General features: G+C 50.2%; 23 protein-coding genes. 1 reads left to right on the forward strand and 22 read right to left on the reverse strand.

From position 1 onward, the window contains the following. Positions 1-25 precede the first annotated feature (25 nt). The 20 genes from MHB80_RS17935 to MHB80_RS18030 all read right to left on the reverse strand — a co-directional run bounded on the left by MHB80_RS17935 (position 26) and on the right by MHB80_RS18030 (position 14884). On the reverse strand, positions 26-940 hold the full coding sequence (locus MHB80_RS17935) for a polyprenyl synthetase family protein (protein WP_341278256.1): 915 nt from the start codon (positions 938-940) through the stop codon (positions 26-28). Between the two features lie 3 nt (positions 941-943). After that, entirely contained in the window at positions 944-1198 is a 255-nt protein-coding gene (gene xseB, locus MHB80_RS17940; RefSeq protein WP_074904853.1) for an exodeoxyribonuclease VII small subunit, read from the reverse strand. Then, the gene (gene xseA / locus MHB80_RS17945; protein WP_341278257.1) at positions 1170-2552 is read right to left on the reverse strand and encodes an exodeoxyribonuclease VII large subunit; all 1383 of its coding nucleotides are present in this window, start codon (positions 2550-2552) and stop codon (positions 1170-1172) included. Before xseA ends, xseB begins: the two co-directional genes overlap by 29 nt. Before the next feature lie 4 nt (positions 2553-2556). Then, positions 2557-3417 (reverse strand): bifunctional methylenetetrahydrofolate dehydrogenase/methenyltetrahydrofolate cyclohydrolase FolD, encoded by an 861-nt coding sequence (gene folD / locus MHB80_RS17950; protein ID WP_341278258.1) that lies wholly within the window; start codon positions 3415-3417, stop codon positions 2557-2559. 49 nt (positions 3418-3466) lie between these two features. After that, complete coding sequence (nusB, locus tag MHB80_RS17955; protein ID WP_341278259.1) at positions 3467-3931, reverse strand: transcription antitermination factor NusB; 465 nt, start codon at positions 3929-3931, stop codon at positions 3467-3469. Positions 3932-4127: 196 nt separating this feature from the next. Next, entirely contained in the window at positions 4128-4358 is a 231-nt protein-coding gene (locus MHB80_RS17960) for a DUF2273 domain-containing protein (protein ID WP_338551834.1), read from the reverse strand. Between the two features lie 14 nt (positions 4359-4372). Next, complete coding sequence (amaP, locus tag MHB80_RS17965; RefSeq protein ID WP_341278260.1) at positions 4373-4930, reverse strand: alkaline shock response membrane anchor protein AmaP; 558 nt, start codon at positions 4928-4930, stop codon at positions 4373-4375. A gap of 99 nt (positions 4931-5029) precedes the next feature. Then, on the reverse strand, positions 5030-5437 hold the full coding sequence (locus tag MHB80_RS17970; protein ID WP_046231945.1) for an Asp23/Gls24 family envelope stress response protein: 408 nt from the start codon (positions 5435-5437) through the stop codon (positions 5030-5032). 109 nt (positions 5438-5546) lie between these two features. Further along, positions 5547-6932, reverse strand: a complete 1386-nt coding sequence (gene accC, locus MHB80_RS17975; protein ID WP_341278261.1) for an acetyl-CoA carboxylase biotin carboxylase subunit — start codon at positions 6930-6932, stop codon at positions 5547-5549. A gap of 48 nt (positions 6933-6980) precedes the next feature. Continuing rightward, entirely contained in the window at positions 6981-7481 is a 501-nt protein-coding gene (accB, locus tag MHB80_RS17980) for an acetyl-CoA carboxylase biotin carboxyl carrier protein (protein ID WP_341278262.1), read from the reverse strand. A gap of 497 nt (positions 7482-7978) precedes the next feature. Next, positions 7979-8584, reverse strand: coding sequence for an acetylglutamate kinase (locus tag MHB80_RS17985; protein ID WP_341278263.1), 606 nt, complete (start codon positions 8582-8584; stop codon positions 7979-7981). A gap of 137 nt (positions 8585-8721) precedes the next feature. Continuing rightward, positions 8722-9330, reverse strand: a complete 609-nt coding sequence (locus MHB80_RS17990; RefSeq protein WP_341278264.1) for a SpoIIIAH-like family protein — start codon at positions 9328-9330, stop codon at positions 8722-8724. Between the two features lie 35 nt (positions 9331-9365). Further along, positions 9366-10004, reverse strand: coding sequence for a stage III sporulation protein AG (spoIIIAG, locus tag MHB80_RS17995; RefSeq protein WP_341278265.1), 639 nt, complete (start codon positions 10002-10004; stop codon positions 9366-9368). A 24-nt stretch (positions 10005-10028) separates the two neighbouring features. Next, positions 10029-10811, reverse strand: coding sequence for a stage III sporulation protein AF (gene spoIIIAF, locus MHB80_RS18000; RefSeq protein WP_341278266.1), 783 nt, complete (start codon positions 10809-10811; stop codon positions 10029-10031). A 31-nt stretch (positions 10812-10842) separates the two neighbouring features. Then, on the reverse strand, positions 10843-12207 hold the full coding sequence (spoIIIAE, locus tag MHB80_RS18005) for a stage III sporulation protein AE (RefSeq protein WP_341278267.1): 1365 nt from the start codon (positions 12205-12207) through the stop codon (positions 10843-10845). Then, the gene (gene spoIIIAD / locus MHB80_RS18010; protein ID WP_046231941.1) at positions 12204-12608 is read right to left on the reverse strand and encodes a stage III sporulation protein AD; all 405 of its coding nucleotides are present in this window, start codon (positions 12606-12608) and stop codon (positions 12204-12206) included. The genes spoIIIAE and spoIIIAD overlap by 4 nt, the downstream gene beginning before the upstream one ends. 36 nt (positions 12609-12644) lie before the next feature. Continuing rightward, positions 12645-12848 carry a stage III sporulation protein AC gene (spoIIIAC, locus tag MHB80_RS18015; protein WP_046231940.1) on the reverse strand — a complete coding sequence of 68 codons (204 nt, stop codon included), beginning with the start codon at positions 12846-12848 and terminating at the stop codon, positions 12645-12647. Between the two features lie 15 nt (positions 12849-12863). Next, on the reverse strand, positions 12864-13382 hold the full coding sequence (gene spoIIIAB, locus MHB80_RS18020; protein ID WP_341278268.1) for a stage III sporulation protein SpoIIIAB: 519 nt from the start codon (positions 13380-13382) through the stop codon (positions 12864-12866). Further along, the gene (spoIIIAA, locus tag MHB80_RS18025) at positions 13376-14431 is read right to left on the reverse strand and encodes a stage III sporulation protein AA (protein ID WP_341278269.1); all 1056 of its coding nucleotides are present in this window, start codon (positions 14429-14431) and stop codon (positions 13376-13378) included. The genes spoIIIAB and spoIIIAA overlap by 7 nt, the downstream gene beginning before the upstream one ends. A 186-nt stretch (positions 14432-14617) precedes the next feature. Continuing rightward, positions 14618-14884 (reverse strand): YqhV family protein, encoded by a 267-nt coding sequence (locus MHB80_RS18030; protein WP_341278270.1) that lies wholly within the window; start codon positions 14882-14884, stop codon positions 14618-14620. A 162-nt stretch (positions 14885-15046) separates the two neighbouring features. Between MHB80_RS18030 and MHB80_RS18035 the strand changes: the two genes are divergently transcribed. Then, positions 15047-15763 carry a 2-phosphosulfolactate phosphatase gene (locus MHB80_RS18035; RefSeq protein ID WP_341278271.1) on the forward strand — a complete coding sequence of 239 codons (717 nt, stop codon included), beginning with the start codon at positions 15047-15049 and terminating at the stop codon, positions 15761-15763. 73 nt (positions 15764-15836) lie between these two features. On the opposite strand, the gene MHB80_RS18040 is transcribed toward MHB80_RS18035, so the two are convergent. Then, positions 15837-16724 carry an aminoglycoside phosphotransferase family protein gene (locus MHB80_RS18040; RefSeq protein ID WP_341278272.1) on the reverse strand — a complete coding sequence of 296 codons (888 nt, stop codon included), beginning with the start codon at positions 16722-16724 and terminating at the stop codon, positions 15837-15839. A gap of 112 nt (positions 16725-16836) precedes the next feature. Further along, on the reverse strand, positions 16837-18090 hold the full coding sequence (locus tag MHB80_RS18045) for an aspartate kinase (RefSeq protein ID WP_341278273.1): 1254 nt from the start codon (positions 18088-18090) through the stop codon (positions 16837-16839). Between the last annotated feature and the right edge of the window lie 58 nt (positions 18091-18148).

The raw sequence follows: 18148 nt of genomic DNA on the forward strand, positions 1-18148 counted from the left end.
CCAATGCTTAAGACATTAGAGCGGATTAATGATCCCTCTGCACCAGATAATCAGCGATTTGCAGCAGTCTGTCAGGTGCTGCAAGTCCCGCACTCAGCACCGCTGACTTCGCGTCCTGCGTCAAACGCTCTACTTGAGCCTTGCTATCTTCAAGCCCCATCAGAAAAGGATATGTTACTTTTTGTTGTTCGACATCGCTGTTCGTCTTCTTGCCAAGCTTGCTCTCATCACCGATCAAATCTAGAATGTCATCTTGAATTTGAAAAGCTAGCCCAATATTGCGGCCATACTGCTCCAGCAGTTTGATCTGCTCTTCCGTTGCACCGCCAATTCGTGCGCCAGCTGTAACAGAGAACACAACCAGATCGCCGGTTTTGTGCAAATGAATATATTCAAGCTCTGCAAGCGACGTGATGCCCTGCTCACCCAGCATATCTGCTACTTGCCCACCGACCATGCCTCTGGCTCCGGCAAGCATCGCCAAATCTTCCACAATATCGAGTGCAACCTGCGCACTGACACCGCCAGCTTTAGCCGCTTTAGGAATTAAATGAAACGCATGGGTCAGCAGCGCGTCACCAGCCAAAATCGCCATAGCCTCTCCGTAAACCTTATGGTTCGTCAGTTTGCCGCGGCGATAATCATCATTATCCATCGCTGGCAAATCATCATGAATTAAGGAATACGTGTGTATGCATTCAATCGCGCAAGCTACAGGCAAGGCTTTGCTCACCGTATCTTCATCACCGCTAATAGCCTCAGCTACAGCGAGCACAAGAGCCGGCCGCAAGCGTTTTCCACCCGCTTCCAGGGAATACATCATGGATTCACGGAGCTTATCCGGAACCTCCCACTGCGCAGGCAGCACATCGGTTAGCGCCTGCTCTACGATGGCGGCGCATTGCGCCAAATAAGTTTTTATCAAAACCGTGTCGCTCAAGCGTTATTCTCCTTTGTCTTCGCTCGGTGGAGCAAACGTTTTTTTCTGAAAGCCCTGCTCTGTTTCAATGAGCGTCTCGATCTTCTGCTCCACCTGCTCCAGCTTGCCGCTGCACAGCTTTGACAGACGCATGCCCTCTTGAAATAGATCAATCGCCGTCTCCAGCGGAACATCACCGTTTTCAAGCTTTTCTACAATCGTGTCAAGCTGCTCCATCGCCTGCTCAAAGCTAAGCTCGGTTGCTTCTTTCTTTGCCACTGCTGCCCTCTCCCTCCAACGACGATACCTCACAGGTCATCTGCCCATCGGCTAGTTTCACCTGTACGGTATCCCCTACCTTCACATCTGCTACTGACTTGACCAAGCGCTGCTCCGACTCTTCATAAACTAATCCGTATCCCCTTGCCATCACCTTAAGCGGACTAAGCGCATCAAGCTGGCGTATGGAGCTATGGAGCCTAAGCTGCTTCTCTTGCAGCGTTTGCTGGATGATCTGTTCCAGCCGTTTCGAAGTTCCTTTAAGCCTGCTTGCGGCAAAATGCACGCGCTGCCCCGTATGATGCCCGGCAAGCGTCGCATGCAATCGCTCCAGCCTGCTTCGCCCGCGCTGCGCTGCTTTAAGTGTTCGCTGGCGCAAGCGTTCCTCCAGCAAATCAAGGCGCTGCGCCTGCTCCAGCAAATATTTGCGAGGATAAAGGAAAAAAGGCGAACGGCGCACACGTGCAAGCTGCTCCTTGCGGCTGCGTATAAGCTGGCGCAGCGATTGCTCCAGCTGCTGGCGCTGCCTGCTTAAATGCTTCTCCAGCTCGGCTGCATGCGGTACAGCCAGTTCAGCTGCTGCAGTAGGCGTCGCTGCCCGCAAATCTGCAACGAAGTCAGCAATCGTGTAATCGGTCTCATGGCCGACTGCGCTGATGATTGGAATAGCGGATGCAGCGATGCTGCGCGCTACCTGCTCTTCATTAAACGCCCAAAGCTCTTCAAGCGAGCCGCCGCCGCGTCCTACAATTAATACGTCGATTTCGCCAAAACGATTCATTGCTTCTATCGCATGTGAAATGGAAGGTGCTGCTTGCGCTCCTTGCACCAGCACCGGATAAACATAAATACGCGCAGCGGGATAGCGGCGCTGCAGCGTAATCATCATATCGCGAACCGCTGCCCCTGTCGGCGAAGTAATCAGTCCGATCGCTCTAGGAAAGCGTGGAATCGGGCGCTTACGCTCAGCGGCAAACAGCCCTTCTTCCTCCAGCTTGCTCTTGAGCTGCTCGAAAGCGAGATACAAGCTTCCAATACCATCTGGCTGCATGGCGGCCACATAAAACTGATAGTTGCCATCCCGCTCATAGACAGAAATGTTTCCGCGCGCCATCACTTTAGCGCCTTCACGAGGAATAAAAGGCAGCCGCTGGTTATGCGAAGCAAACATGACGCATTTCAACCGACTGTCTTTATCCTTAAGTGTAAAATACATATGACCGCTGGAATGATGCGTAAAATTAGAAATCTCTCCGCGCAGCCACACATCGCCAAGCACAGCGTCCGAGTCCATTTTCATCCGGATATATCGGTTAATGTCCTTTATCGAATAAACCCGCGGCTGTTCTTTCATCGCCTTACTCTCCGATTCCGTTTGCGCGCTTAGCTGCCTTAATGGTGTTCTGGATCAGCATCGTAATCGTCATTGGACCGACGCCGCCTGGCACAGGCGTAATATAACCAGCAGTTTCCAGGCAATCCTCGTAATCCACATCGCCCGCCAGCTTGCCATCAGCCAGACGGTTAATGCCCACATCAATAACGACTGCGCCTGGCTTCACGAATTTGCTGTCAATCGCTTTCGCTTTGCCGATGGCTACGACAAGAATATCCGCCTGCTTGGCGATCTCTTCCATATTCGCTGTTTTGGAATGGCAGATCGTCACCGTAGCATGCTCTCTAAGCAGCAGCATTGCGACAGGCTTGCCGACAATATTGCTTCGTCCTATGACAACTGCATGCTTGCCTGCAATATCAACGCCACTGCGTTTAATTAGTTCAATAACGCCCGCCGGCGTACATGGCAGCAAGCTATCATCGCCTATTACCAGATTACCCACACTTTCAGGATGGAAACCGTCGACGTCCTTTTCCACACGAATCGCATCAATAACAGCCTTCTCGTTAATATGCTTAGGCAGCGGCAGCTGCACCAAAATACCATTAATGCTATCCTGCTCATTAAGCTTGGCGATCAGCGCCAAAACTTCCTCTTCCGTTGCCGATTCGGCCAAACGGTGAACCTCGGAATATAATCCAAGCTGCTGGCAGGCCTTTTCCTTGGAACCGACGTATACTTTAGAAGCGGGATCTTCACCAACCAATACAACTGCAAGACCCGGAACAACACCCTTTTCTTTAAGCGAAGCCGTATCTGCCCCAATTTCCTCACGAATAAGATCCGAAATCTGTTTGCCTAAAATGATATGTGCGCTCATAATGTGTCGCTCCCCTTCTTGCCAACCGGCCTTTCGCGCCGGCGGTTTCCTAGTTTGTATGATCAGGCTCGGCTTTCAGTTGATCAAGTCCGCTAATCAGCTTGCCTAACACGCCATTTACGAACTTGCCAGACTCTTCCGTGCCGAAATGCTTCGCTAGTTCAATTGCCTCATTGATAACCGCTTTCGGCGGCACATCGTCGCTGAATACCATCTCAAAGCATGCCAGACGCAAAACCTGACGGTCTACCCGAGACAGCCTGTCAACCTGCCAACCGGTCAAATGATCCTGCAGCATGTCGTCAATCGCCGCTTTCCGCTCCGCGACGCCCATGACGAGCTGTCTTACAAAATCATCATCCGCATTGCCAATATCTCCTGGCTCTGCGCCGATCTCATTAGCGGAATGCGCCTCTTCAAGAAGCATGTCCACCGCTTCATCAGCAGTGACTTCATTCATTTCCATTTGGTACAAACTTGATACTGCAATTTCTCTCGCTAATCTACGTTTCATGGGACCTCCACAGCAGTTGCACTGCTTACTGAAATTTATTATTGCTAGCGTAAACGGCTGAAGCCGTTCTTTGGCGGCAAAGCCAAATATAAGCACATCACTTATAAAGTCTTATAATTTCAAAAAAACCTATGATCTCCTCCCTGCCTCGAACAACCGGCAATCCGGCTTCCGGAGAACGGAGGAGACCACAGGATTATCTAAACGGGCGAAATCTTTCCATTAGTACGCTCCAAACTTGCTGCCATGGAGCGACCGGATCCTGCCGCAAATCTTTCTTTTTGCCTATCCAATAACCGACTGAAATAAGCAGCATAAAAACCAGCATATCCCAAAAACCAGCAAACAAATACACGAAGCCGAAAAAAAGACCTGCTGCTGCGCCAATTGTCCGCTTTCCGTAATGAACCCAAAATTCCCTCCACATCCGCTAGCCCACCTCTATTCCACGCGACTCTTGTACATGCCTGTCTGAATGACATTCGCCACGAATACCGTCACATTCGAAACCGGTATGCCTGTAATATCCTCAATATGGCTTTTGACAGCAAGCTGAATCTCTTCCGTGAGTGTTGGGATAGAGCTTTCTCCATCAACAAACACGCGAAGCACAATGTCAAGGCCAGAGTCGGAAGTACGAATGCGCGCACGCAAATCTTTAACCCCACGGCGTTTGGAAGCTGCTTTAAGGGCTAGATTTTCAATCGTTTCAATGGAAATGCGAATGTCGCCAAAATCTGTCCGTTGATCAATTGAAGGCGGAGCGGCAGAGCCGCGATGCAAGGAAACAATAAAAAATCTCAAGCTGAGCAAAAACAAGACAATCCCAACAATAATAACGGAAATTTGAAGCGATTGTTGCTCAAAAAGACGGTCTAAAGCCGTTAAAAGCGCTCGCTTCGAAATCCAATTAAAGCCAACACATGCGATCATAATGGAAGCGGCACCGATTACGATGCTATAAATAAACAATAGCAACTTGTCCACAATTCTAAACAATGCAAATGCCTCCTCCGGGCAGACCGAATGAAAACCCCCTTGCGCCGAGCGGCATGCCGATCACGAGGGGGTTATAGTCAATTCTCTTCCATGCAGTTATTACTTGACGCGCAGCAGTTGGTCTTCCTCTACCGGCTTCTCAGCAGCTTTGAAATGAACATCGTGGATATGTACGTTCACTTCAATAACATGCAGACCTGTCATCGTTTCAATCGAACGTTTCACATTGCGCTGAATTTCCGAAGCGATTTCTGGAATGCGGTTGCCGTATTCCACAATAATGGATACATCAATCGCCGCCTCACGCTGTCCAACATCAACTTTAACGCCTTTAGACAAATTTTTACGTCCAAGCATCTCTGCGATTCCGCCTGCGAAACCGCCGCTCATGCCAGCTACACCAGGCACCTCAACTGTAGCCAGTCCAGCAATGACTTCAATAACCTCGGGTGCGATCTGAATAACGCCAATGTCCGTTTTCTCATACTCCGTTGCTGTTGTACTCATGATAGCTTTACACCTCCCTAAAGTTGCGCGTCCCGCCCTGCATCGAACGGGTAAAGCTTCCGCATCTTATTTCTATACTATATCATTCGCCATGAAATATGACAAACCATTACAGATTGTCCGCAGCTTTTGCTTCAGCCTGCTCTGGATGGTAAACATCATATTCCTCGAGGAACTTGATATCAAAATTCCCTTCAATAAACTTTGGATGCTCCAGCAGTTTTTGATGGAAAGGAATCGTCGTTTTTATGCCTTCAATCGCGAATTCTGACAAAGCTCGCTTCATGCGGGCAATCGCTTCCTCACGCGTTCTTCCCCAAACGATCAGCTTGGCGATCATGGAATCGTAATGCGGCGAAATCGTATAACCCGGATAAACCGCGCTGTCGACCCGCACGCCTGTGCCGCCTGGAGCTAGATAGAACGGAATATGTCCAGGAGACGGCATAAAATTACGCTCCGGATCCTCTGCGTTAATCCGGCATTCGATCGACCAGCCATTAATCGCAAGATCTTCTTGCTTAAAGGAAAGAGGATTGCCTTCCGCTACGGAAATCATCTCTTTAATCAGATCGACATTCGTTATCATTTCTGTAACGGGATGCTCAACCTGAATACGAGTATTCATTTCCATAAAATAAAACTGGCCGTCCGGCCCGAGCAAAAATTCAAGCGTTCCTGCGCCTGAATATTGAACGGAAAGCGCTGCGCGAACAGCCGCTTGTCCCATCGCTTCACGAAGCTCGGGAGACAGAACTGGACACGGCGCCTCTTCTACCAATTTCTGGCGACGTCGCTGAACCGAGCAATCGCGTTCAAAAAGATGTACAGCGTTGCCATGCTTGTCCGCCATAATTTGAACTTCGACATGCTTCATGCCTGTCAAATATTTTTCTAAATAGACGCCTGCATTGCCGAAATTTTTCTGTGCTTCCTGCTGCGCCGTCGTAATTTGCGAAACGAGCATTTCCTCGCTGTCAGCAATACGGATACCTTTGCCGCCTCCGCCTGCAGTTGCCTTAATGATAACGGGATAGCCAATTTGACGTGCGACTACAACCGCTTCTTCCATTGTCTCAATCAAGCCCTCAGAGCCTGGAATAACCGGAACGTTCGCCTGCTGCATCGTTTGCTTGGCTACCGCCTTGTCGCCCATTCTGCTAATCGCTTCAGGTGAAGGACCGATAAACGTAATGTTGCAGGATTCGCAGATTTCCGCGAAATTCGCATTTTCAGCAAGGAAACCATAGCCTGGGTGAATCGCATCACATTCCGTAATGGTAGCTACGCTCATCAGGTTCGTTAAATTCAAATAGCTGTCCCTCGACAAAGTAGGTCCGATGCAATAAGCTTCATCTGCTAGGCGCACATGCAGCGAATCGCGATCCGCCTCCGAATAAACGGCTACGCTTGTAATGCCTAGTTCGCGGCAAGCGCGAATAATACGCACGGCGATTTCGCCGCGGTTGGCAATAAGAATTTTTTGGAAATTCACATTGTTACTCCTTTCAAATGGCTAGTTCTCCCAGAAGGAGCAATGCTGTTATTCCGGCTTAACCAGAAATAGCGGCTGCCCGTATTCCACCAATTGGCCATTCGTTACAAGTACTTCGACGATTTCACCGCGTACTTCCGCTTCCAGCTCGTTCATCAGCTTCATTGCTTCCAAAATGCAAACGACGCTTTTCTCGGATATGCGATCGCCTGGTTTTACGAATACCGCAGCATCAGGGCTTGGCGAGCTGTAAAAAGTACCAACCATTGGGGACGTAATTTGGTGCAAATTCTCACTTGCAGCATGCGCTGCAGGTGTTTCAGACGCTGTAGACTGCGAAGCTGGCTGAGTAGCAGGTGCCTGTGTGTAAACGGGAACAGGCTGCTGTGAATATGTATGCGTTAGCGGGGCTGCTTGCACATTGACGACTTCCGTTTTCCCGGGCTTGCGAATTAGCAGGCGAGTCCCTTCGTTTTCGATTTCCAGCTCATGAACGGAGGTTTGATCGACCAGCTTGATCAATTCTTTAATCTCGCTCAATTTGAACATGAATTTTTCACTCCTTAAAGTTTTGCGGTAGCAAAACCGCTTCGTAAGCATCTACCTAGTTTTGCGGTAGCAAAACCGCTACGTAAGCATTTGCCTAGTTTGCGGTAGCAAAACCGCTTCGTAGGCATCCGCTTTATGTTGCGGCAGTAAAACCGCATAGTAAGCTTAGCTTGCATTGTTCACTTTTATTAATTGGCACAATAACGTTTAACATTATATCATAAACGCTCAGGAACACGAATTATTTTTTACAAATGCATAAAATCCCCCTTAAACAGCTGCCTGCCCCCTCTACAAAAAACGTCCTGTTCACTCTCTCCTCAGTCACAATTAAGCAGCGTATCAAGCGTAAAGGCAGTCGCCATCCTCTGGCGGCAAAGCTACCATTTCGCGGGTGAAATATAAGCCGATTATTAGGGGTTAACTTTTACTTGCTAAAATTTAAATAATAACGGCAGCCCAGGCGATAAAAAAACCTGAACTCCGCTATTTTTTGATCAAATGGAAAATAAAGAAGGAAACTGCTGGATAATTCCGTTCGTCATTACGTCTGCCATTTCAGCCGCCTGCGGTTCAATTAAATCATTCAAGGCAACGTTTTGCTCATAGTTTTTAGCAAGCCGGGCTGCCACTTCGCCAGTAAGCAGCCTTAGATGCTCATCAAGCATCGTTTTCCATTCCACTTTGGACCAAAAAGGATTTATCCGGCTTAGGAAATCGGCAATGTCTTCTGCGTTCATATACCAGCGTTTTTGGGCATCCGCTGCCGCTGAGCTATTTCCAGCCTGGAGCGCCTTGACGAGCTCGGCTGCGATAACAAGATGCTCCCGCAGCAATTCGGCAAACCTTGCCGCAATAGCCCTACCATAAAAAGGTTCAAGCACCGCGGCAAAGTCGGTTGGGTTCCTCAGCAGTCTAGCGGTCGTTGCTTGCTCGTCGCCAAGACGGTCAACAATGCTGTTCACCGTCAATCTCGTCCAGTACACATGCTGCACCCATAATGCCCTAAGCTTGCGGTTCAATTCTATACTGGACGCTGTCCAGCATGCAGGATGAGGCGGTTTGACCATTTGATGGGGATGAGCGGGATAATAGCGATACATAGCGTATGGTTTGCTCCTTTATCCTTTTTTGCATTATATAGGCGAAACCCTATTCCTGTGCATCATTGGACATGGGAAAAATCCCGAAAACGCCAGCATAGCTGACGTCCGGGATTTTATGCTCTTGCAAGGCCTCATTAAGGAACAAACTGCACGGATACCTGATCGGCATTGATTTCCATTTTCTTCATGACGAGATCAACAATATCGGCTGCTTGATTTTTCTCAAGCTTCTCGCTGGCTACGACGACTTTATAAACGTTGTTTTCTTCATCCACGATTGCGGATTCATAGTTTTGCATCAGCTGTTCTTCCAGCTCTGTCAGCTTTACATTTTTTTCTTCGAGCAAGGAAAGCTGTTTAGCCGCTTCAGTAGATTTTTCTTTATCTACTTGTGTATTTGCGATATCCGCCATCAGCTTATCCAGCTCCTCGTTATTATCCTGTGTCCGCTTCTGCTGAATATCTGCGAATACGCTCGTTGCCACTCCCCCTTGCTCATACTGCTCCAGCACCTCTTTATCAGCTTCGCTCACCCCATTGTCTGTACCTTGCTGAACCTCATCCACGACGATGCCGCTGCCCGCAGCCTCCGTCGCTCCCTGTCTCACCGTCTGCTCCAGCTGCGTGTTGTCTGTCAGCAATTCTGGCGAGCTTGCGTCCTGCGTAAACAAGTAATAGGCGGACAGTACCACCATCAAGCTGAGCATCGATACGAGCCAAATCGTTTGTCTTTTCGTGTTCATGTGAACACCCTCCTCAAAATGGTATAAAAGCTGGATTATTGCTTCCTCGGTGCAACAGAAATGCGAGTTGCCGCGACATTTACGCCTTTTTCGACCGCATCTATAATTAAACGTCTGACGGTTACGTTTTCCGCACCCTTGGCGACGATGAGGACGCCGCGAATGCGTGGGTTGATCGTCTTTTTGATAATCGGCTTCTGATCGCCGGACACCTCGACGAGTACAACCTCGCCATCCTTGTTAATCGCCGTAATATGCCGTTTGCCCCCGTTTTTATCATTCTCATCTGTCACCGACTGCGTCTCCTTCTCATTGCGTTCAACGACGATTTCCTCCGTTGAATCAATAGTGACCAGAACATCCACCTCGCCAACACCAACGATTTTCTCCAAAATTTCCTTAAGCCTCGCCTCCAGCGGCTGCTCCACCGTTTCGAATGAGGCTCCTTCCTGCGAGCCTGAGCTGGTCCAGACCGTGTCATCTACTGACTGCAGATTTTGCCCCTGCCCCTGTAAGGAAGGCTCAACTTTGTTAAAGGTGAGGAAAGAATTAATCAGCATCAGCAGCGCTCCAACACAGCCGATAATGAGCAGGAGGCGCAGCATTTTCACTCGCTTCGGTCCCCCAGGGCCTCCGCCCGCCATCGCTTCCAGCTTCTCCAGCCACTTCGCCACCTGTCATTACCCTCTCCTTTCGCTTTACTTTTGTCCGCGAATGCTTGCCGGCTGGCGAATAATGATAGCCTCGGGCGATAAGCCCCAGCCCTCGGCGAGCACAGCTCTCGTCTGCTTATCAAGCTCTGCGTTCACGGGCTGCCATAACTGTTCACCAGTCGTACTCTGTTCACTTGATGATTGATGCGGCCCCGTCTCGACTATCTCAGGCACCATGACCTCCACGCTTACTGGCTCCACTGCTTCGATCTGTCTATTCTCTTGTTGTATATCCTGAGTCGAATTCGTACCCAAATTTGTAGGGGACCCTCTCGGCAGAGCAGCCTCTTCTTCAGGAAGCATCTGCGGAAACGTAACTGTCACCGTATCCATTTCGACCATCTCTACATCTCCTTCCTTGATCCATTTCAGTTTGACTTCAACCGAGCTTGCCGTCTGACCGGTATAGCGGATGATTGCGGATTCCATCGCTTTGGAGAGCGTACTGCCGGTAAGGTTAGCCGCCTGCTGCTGCTGCTTGCGTTTAAGCTCCTCCGACTGACGCTGAATGTCGGCAAGCGTTGGCATCTTCACTTGCTTCTGCGCCGTGCTCATCTCCCATTGCTGGATGCCTGCGCTCAGTCCTGCCGTTACGTCGCCTTGCACCAGGCGAAGCAGCGGAGACAGCAGCGTCAGCAGCACGAGAAGACCGATAACTAGTCTGGCATAGCGCAGCATCGCCTTGTTGGGCAGCAGCAGCTCGGTGCATACAGCGAGCATAATGACGGCGATAATGTCACGCAGCCAATCGCCCAGCCAAGCTACCATGCGATTCGCCCCCTTTTTTCAAACAGCCGATCTAACGAACCATCATTGCTGCGTTTCCTGCTGTCAGCACGATTGTGACGGCGAGGAAAAACATCAGGCTAACAGCGGCCAGTGCGGCAAACACATAAATCAGCGTCTTGCCAATCGTTTGCAGGCAGGCTACAATCGGCGAATCTCCAAGGGGCTGCATGACAGCAGCGCATACGTTGTAAATAAGCGCCAGCGTCAAAATTTTGATCGCGGGAAAAGCACTTATAAACAGCAGCATAATGACGCCTGCAAGCCCGATTGCATTTTTCGCCAGCATGGAAGCCGATATGACGGTATCTGCCGCATCCGAGAACATGCGCCCGACGACGGGAACGAAGTTGCCTGTGACGAACTTGGCCGTTCGCATCGTTACACCATCCGTTACCGCTCCCGTCGCCCCCTGCACAGAAACAACGCCAAGGAAAATCGTAACTAGCGCACCCAAAATGGTAATGCTGATGCTCCGCAGCAGATTGGCCAGCTGGGTCACCTTGAAGCGCTCGGTCATGGCGCTGACGATGTGCAAAATGGCCGAGAAGAACAAGAGTGGGAATACGAGCGTATAAACAAGCGTGCCTACGACATGAATCATAAAAATAATGAGTGGGTGCAGCACCGACACCGTCACGACATTGCCCATCGACGCCAGCAGCGCGAGCAGCAGCGGAAGCATGGCCAGCATGAATTGGATCATGCTTTCAATCGCTTCCTTGGCATAGCCGATCGCCACATTAAAGCTGTTGACCGTGATGATAAGGATGACCATAAAGGTAATGGAGTAAGCTACCTTGCTGACTGCATTGCGCTCGAAGGCGTTTTGCAGCGTTTCCAGCATCATGCTGAACACGGTCAGCGTGACGATTGTGACTAGCAGCTTGCCATTGTACAGCACCTCATGCAGAAAATAAGACAGCAGTCCTTTCAGCACCGTTTCCAGCTTGAGCCCTTCTCCGCCCGGCAGCAGCATTTGGGCAAAGCTAGGCAGCTTCTGCTCAGGGAAAAACCCGCCATATTCGTTTTTGAGCTGATTCCAGTATTTCTCCACCGCATCCGTATCCATATCGTTCAGCCCGCTGCCGGTAAGCTGCCCGAGTGCGGCTTGCGCCTGGGCCTGCTGGGTTTGCTGCTGCATAGACTGCGATTGCTGGCTTTGCGGAGTCTGCTGCGACTGCTGTGACTGAGGAGAAGACGCCACCTGTGAAGCTAGCTGCTCTGAAGTCTGCTCCGACTGCCAGTCTGACGTTGACGCACCTTGCGCTGCTGCCGCGGAGCTTGGCACAAGCAGCAAAAAGTACAAAACTGCTGTAAGCACCGTGAGCCAATTGGCGTTCGGCGGATAGGAGCTGCCAGCAAGCTTTATTCTCAACTGGCTCCTCCCCCTGTCGGCAGCAGGTTGATGACTGTTTCGATAATGACGCTGATAATCGGCACCGCCATGACGAGAATTAATATTTTTCCAGCGAATTCGATTTTCGACGCAATGCTTTCCTGTCCGGCATCTCTGACAATTTGAGCGCCAAATTCAGCAATGTAGGCGATACCTATTATTTTCAGCACCGTCTTCAAATAAATAGAGGGGATGCCGGAGCGATTCGCCAAATCAGAAAGCACCGCAATAACGGAATCGATTTTGCCAAGCAGGAACAGAAAAATAAAGAGGCCAGTAAATGCCGCAAGCAGGAAAGCGAACAGCGGCTTTTGCTCTCGAACGACAAGGATGAGGACTGTTGCGATCAGCCCAAGACCGACGATTTGAATGATTTCCACTTCGCTTCACCTACTTGCGGCTTCTCTTCAAGCTAGCTACTGGAACAGAAAAATCGTTTTAATTTCCTGAAACAGCTCGTTCAGCATGCGTACGACCATAAACAACACGACAACAAAGCCGATTAATGTCACCCAATGCGCCATATCTTCCTTCCCCATCTGCTTAAGCACCGTATGAATCATCGCAATGATAATTCCGATACCGGCTATTTGGAAAATGGCGCTCACATCCATATTCATTTCCGCGGCACCCCATTAAACCATCAAAATAACGAGCAGCACGGCGATTAAAACGCCGAGGCTTTTCCACATCGTCTCATACCTCGCCTGATCTTCCCGTGCCGAATCTTCCTCCGCCTTCAGTTGAATGAGCGCCAGCTTCAAATGCTTAAGCTGATCCTCACGATCGCTTATACCGAGCGTCGAGCCCAGACGGATCAACACCGCCTGCTCGCTTGCCCGCATGGCCGTTGCTCCCCAAATCTCTCGAACAGCCCGTTCCCAGCTTTCGCGAAAGGAAAGCCCTTCGTCGCTCGCAAGCCCTTCGGAGGCAAGCATCAGCATCCGGTTAAGTGGATTCGGAACAAAAGCTGCGGTTCGGGATAGCGCCTCTGGCAGCGGTGTATGCCCGTAGCCAATTTCGGTTTCGAGCCTCTGCAGCGCATGAGCGGTCTGGCGAAGCTGCCGGGGCCTTGCAGCAAAACGCGCCGCCTGCTGGAAGCCTAGCATCGTTCCGGCGAACAAAATCAGCAGCGCGCCAAGCAGCTTCAGCACATGGCATCGCCTCGCATCAGCCCGGAAAACAGCGGCGCAGCATCTTTGGCTAATCGCGGCACTGCTGTTGTTGGCTCGCGCGCCGCCCAGCCTCTTATGCAAGCTTCCGCCGTAAGCACCCGGTGCATAATGCCCGAAGGCGTTCGGCGCAGCTCAACAATAAGGGAGAATGCCCCTTCCTCTAGCAGCGAGCGCAATACAGGCCGTCCTCTAGCATCCTCAGCATCATACGCATGAGCTGTCGCTATGACGCTGACTCCGGCATGGCTGGCTTCCCGAATCGCCTCGCCATCCTCAGGCCTTCCAATTTCATCCGCAATAATGACATCCGGCGACATCGAGCGCAGCAGCATCATCATTCCTTCCGCCTTGGGACAAGCATCCATGACGTCGGAGCGCGGTCCAATATCAAAGGTGGGAATCCCTCGCACACAAGCAGCTATTTCGGAGCGCTCGTCCACGATTGCAACTTTCTTGCCCGGCCAGCTTGCCGCATCCCCGCCTCCCCATAAACCGTAGCTGACGGATCTTGCAATATCGCGAACGAGCGTCGTCTTGCCCTGCTGGGGCGGGGCGAGCACCAACGTGGAGCGAATCGTTTTGCGCGAGCGATCGAGCAGCTTCGGCATGAGCGGAGTTGCTGAGCCGGGAACCTCCCTGGCAATCCGAATATTAAAGGCGCCTATTTCACGAATGCCGCGAACGCTGCCGTTATCGAGAACGGTACGCCCTGCAAGTCCTACCCGATGTCCGCCTGCGACTGTAATGAAGCCCCGCCTGAGCTCCTCCTCCATTGCATACAAGGAATAATTGGTCATCCGCTCCAGCAGCTTGCGGCAAAGGTCAGCAGTAGGCTTGTACGCTCCGCCTGCTTGGGTTAAGAGCGTGCCATCGTTTGCAGCGAAACGCGATTGGCCTGCCATGCCAATTTCCAGCGGGCGCCCTTCGCGAATCCGTATCTCTTCCAGCTGCTCCTGAACCTCCGCAGGCAGCCGTTCCAATATCGCTTTCAGCTCTAGCGGCAGCAAATGCGTAATGCGGCTAAGCATGCGTTCATCACTCCCGGATGTTTGTCCTTAGTCCTTTAATATGTATGCTTGGCCAGCTAAAATATGTCCAACTGGATCGAAATTGCTAGATTAGATTTATTTAACTAGGAGTACAGCGACTCCTATTACGAGGCCAGCAGCAAAATATAGAAATGGCCCTAGTACTCGGAACGGCGCCAATTCTCGTTATTTTTTCAAAATACCAATCATTAGACATAGAATGCCAGCCGCTACCCAGAGAAATTTGCTATAGGACAGCTTGTCTGCGAGCCCTACCAAACCAATCGTCGTAGTCGCAATCAAAATAAGCGGCCCTACAAGCGCCAAAGAGGAATTGACGACCAGCGCCTTGTCGATCTGATTGAGTTTAAGCATAATAATTGCCGCGCAAATTTCGATGGTTCCCGAGGCAAGGCGCAAGGAGGCCATTGCCAGCACGATTTTATTCAGCATAAAAATCCACCTCCACCCTTGTCCAGCCGACCTGTTTCTAGCTTATGCAGCAGACCTCCGCGTTCATAACCACTGTATCCCGGGACACATGCCCAGAAGGATGTGCATATATTGCAGGCATAAGGCTAGGAGAAGTTAAGGTAAAGAAAGGCGGATAATGACATGCAGGTTGAGGTCATATCAAGCGTGAATGAAGCCAGCCAGGCGCGCTTTCATCATAAAACAGCCATCGTTGTGGATGTATTGCGGGCAGGCAGCACGATTGTGACGGCGCTTGCGGCTGGGGCCGAAGCCATCGTTCCGGTGGAAACGGTCATGGAGGCCAAAGCAGCGCAGATGGCGGGGGATTTATTAGGGGGAGAACGATTTTGCCGAAAAATATCCGGCTTTGACCTTGGCAATTCGCCTGACGAATATGAAGCCTCTGCGGTACGCGCCCGCCGTATTATATTAACTACAACGAACGGAACGCGCGCGCTGCAAAAGTCCGCCCGTGCCGATTACGTATTGACAGCTGCACTAATGAACGCTGCTGCCTGTGCCCGTGCGGCGCTATCGCTGCGGCGCGATGTCGTCATTTTATGCGCGGGCTATAATGATGCGTTTGCTGCCGAGGATGGCTTTGGCGCTGGGCTGCTGCTTGAACGGATGACGCAGGCAGGCATGAACGCTTTGGAACTGGACGACTTCGCACTCGCTATGCTGGGCTTCTATCGCAGCCGCAGTGCTTACGCACTCGAAACACTCGCCTCTGGCGCAACTGGCAAGCGGCTGCTTAAGCTTGGTCTCCAGCGGGACATTGAGGCATGCGCAGAAATCGATATTTATAAAGACGTTCCCATACTGCAAGGAGAGAAGCTTGTGCTGCTGACGCGCTGATTGCACCATAAAAAAAAGGCAGACTACGGTGAGAAAATCACCCGCTAGTCTGCCCTATTCTCGCTGTAGACTGCTACTCCAGCACAAGCGACTTATTGATATATTTATTTTCTATTATTTTGCAATTCATACGTTCGATCGTTGACTCGTCTTTAGGGATTGGCGCGAATCTATAGAGCAGCAGCCATCTGAGGCACGCAATAGCTTCAAAGATTAGCAATTCTTCCTTATCAAATTTACTTTGTGCCAAATACGCATTTTGGAATACCGTGGCTAATTGCTCCCCATTGTATAAATAAATTAAAAAGCTCGTCCAGGCAAAATCATATCTGGTATCCCCTAGTTGTCCATTGGTCCAGTCAATTATCGTGTACTTCCCTTGATTTTCTACTACGTTGCCTAAGTTGAAGTCACCGTGAATAAATGTATTTTGCTGCAAATCCGAGCCATTAATTAGCTCTATTAAATCCGCTTGGATATCTGGATGCTCTTCAATTTGCGGGTAAAAATAACTGATAAAATCGTATTTTCTATGAAGCAGAGGATCTAATTCCTGATCGGATACTTTATGGATGTCCAACAATAAATGAGCTAAATTCTCTACATGCTGATTTTTTATTTGGGAAAGCGGGCTGCCATCGTAGCTGGTTAACAGGGCTTTATGCCCAGAAGCGGTATAACCCCATCCGTAAGCAGTGGAAACAGAAATGCCAATATTTCGAAGCGTTTGCAGCAGAATATATTGAAAATGAACATCTGGATCGGAATCCTTGTCCCATATTTTTAGAACGAAGCTGTCCGCAACAGACGAAAATTTCCACACATTAGCCTCCAGTCCACCCGGCATGCTGCTGCAGGTTAGTTCTTGTTTCAGCAGCTCATTCATGAAGCTCGTGCTGTCAGCCCAAATCATCTCACTTAAGCACTCCAAACCAATCACCCCTTCCTTTAGATTAATCATATCTGATCCTAGCTGATCGTACTACTCTATATGTCCCCCGAGACGCAAAAAAAGGCAAAGAGCGTTTGCTCCTTGCCTTTTCCCCTATGTCTCTTGCGTTTATTCAAGTTGTCTAACGGCGATCCTGCGGCCCGCCAACGAAAGCTTGCTCAGCTGTATCCAAACCATATGCCGTATGCAGCGCACGAACCACTTCTTGCAGTGGTTCAGCATCGATAACGCAGGAAAGTCTGATTTCAGATGTGCTGACCATCTTAATGCTAATGCCCAGACCCGAAATCGCTGCGAACATCGTAGCAGCAACGCCTGGATTGCTGACCATGCCAGCACCGACGATTGAAACTTTAACCAAATTGTCTTCGGAAGTTACTTTGCTGTAAGGGAGCTCTCCGTGCAGATTTTCAATCACTGCAACCGCTTTGTCTTTATCATCGAGCGAAAGCGTGAAGGAGAAGTCGGCTGTGCCGTCCTGTACGCCGCTTTGCACAATAATATCTACATCCACGCCATTGTTTGCAAGCGCGCCAAATACTGTCGCGAGCACGCCTGGCAAATCTGGAACGCCCAGAATGCTGATTCTAGCTACATTTTTATCGAATGCAATACCGCGAACGACAGCGCCTTGTTCCATCGTTACTTCCTCCTTTACACTTGTACCTTCGTTGTAGGTAAAGCTTGAACGAACAACTAACTTTACGTTGTTATGCTTTGCGTATTCAACCGCGCGTGGATGAAGCACAGCAGCTCCCAGATGGGCAAGCTCCAGCATTTCATCATACGAGATTTCATCCAGCTTGCGAGCGCATTTCACAACGCGCGGATCGGTCGAATAAATACCGTCCACATCGGTGTAAATCTCGCACACATCCGCTTTAACCGCAGCTGCTAGTGCAACCGCCGTCGTATCGGAGCCGCCGCGTCCCAGCGTCGTAATGTCGCCATCCTCGGACATGCCTTGAAAACCGGCTACGATAACAATATGACCAGCATCCAATTCCTTGTTCATACGATCCGTACGAATATCTGTAATTTTCGCCTTGCTGTGAACAGCATCTGTACGAATTCCCGCCTGCCAGCCTGTCAACGAAACGGCGTGGTGTCCCAACTGGTGAATCGTCATCGACAAAAGCGCTACCGATATTTGCTCGCCAGTCGTAAGCAGCATATCCATCTCGCGCGCTGGCGGATTAGGATTAAGCAGCTTCGATTGGTCGATCAAATCATCCGTTGTATCCCCCATTGCTGATACAACAACGACAACGCGGTTTCCCGCTTGCCTATTTTCAATAATTCGTTTTGCTACCCGTTGCATCCGCTCCGGCGTTCCCACCGAGCTTCCGCCAAACTTCATCACTATAGACGACAAAGCTGACTCACTCCCAACCTTGACATATACATACAAGTCAATATTATAGCACAACCGC

The sequence above is a fragment of the Paenibacillus sp. FSL H8-0537 genome, assembly GCF_038051995.1.
Lineage (GTDB): Bacteria > Bacillota > Bacilli > Paenibacillales > Paenibacillaceae > Pristimantibacillus.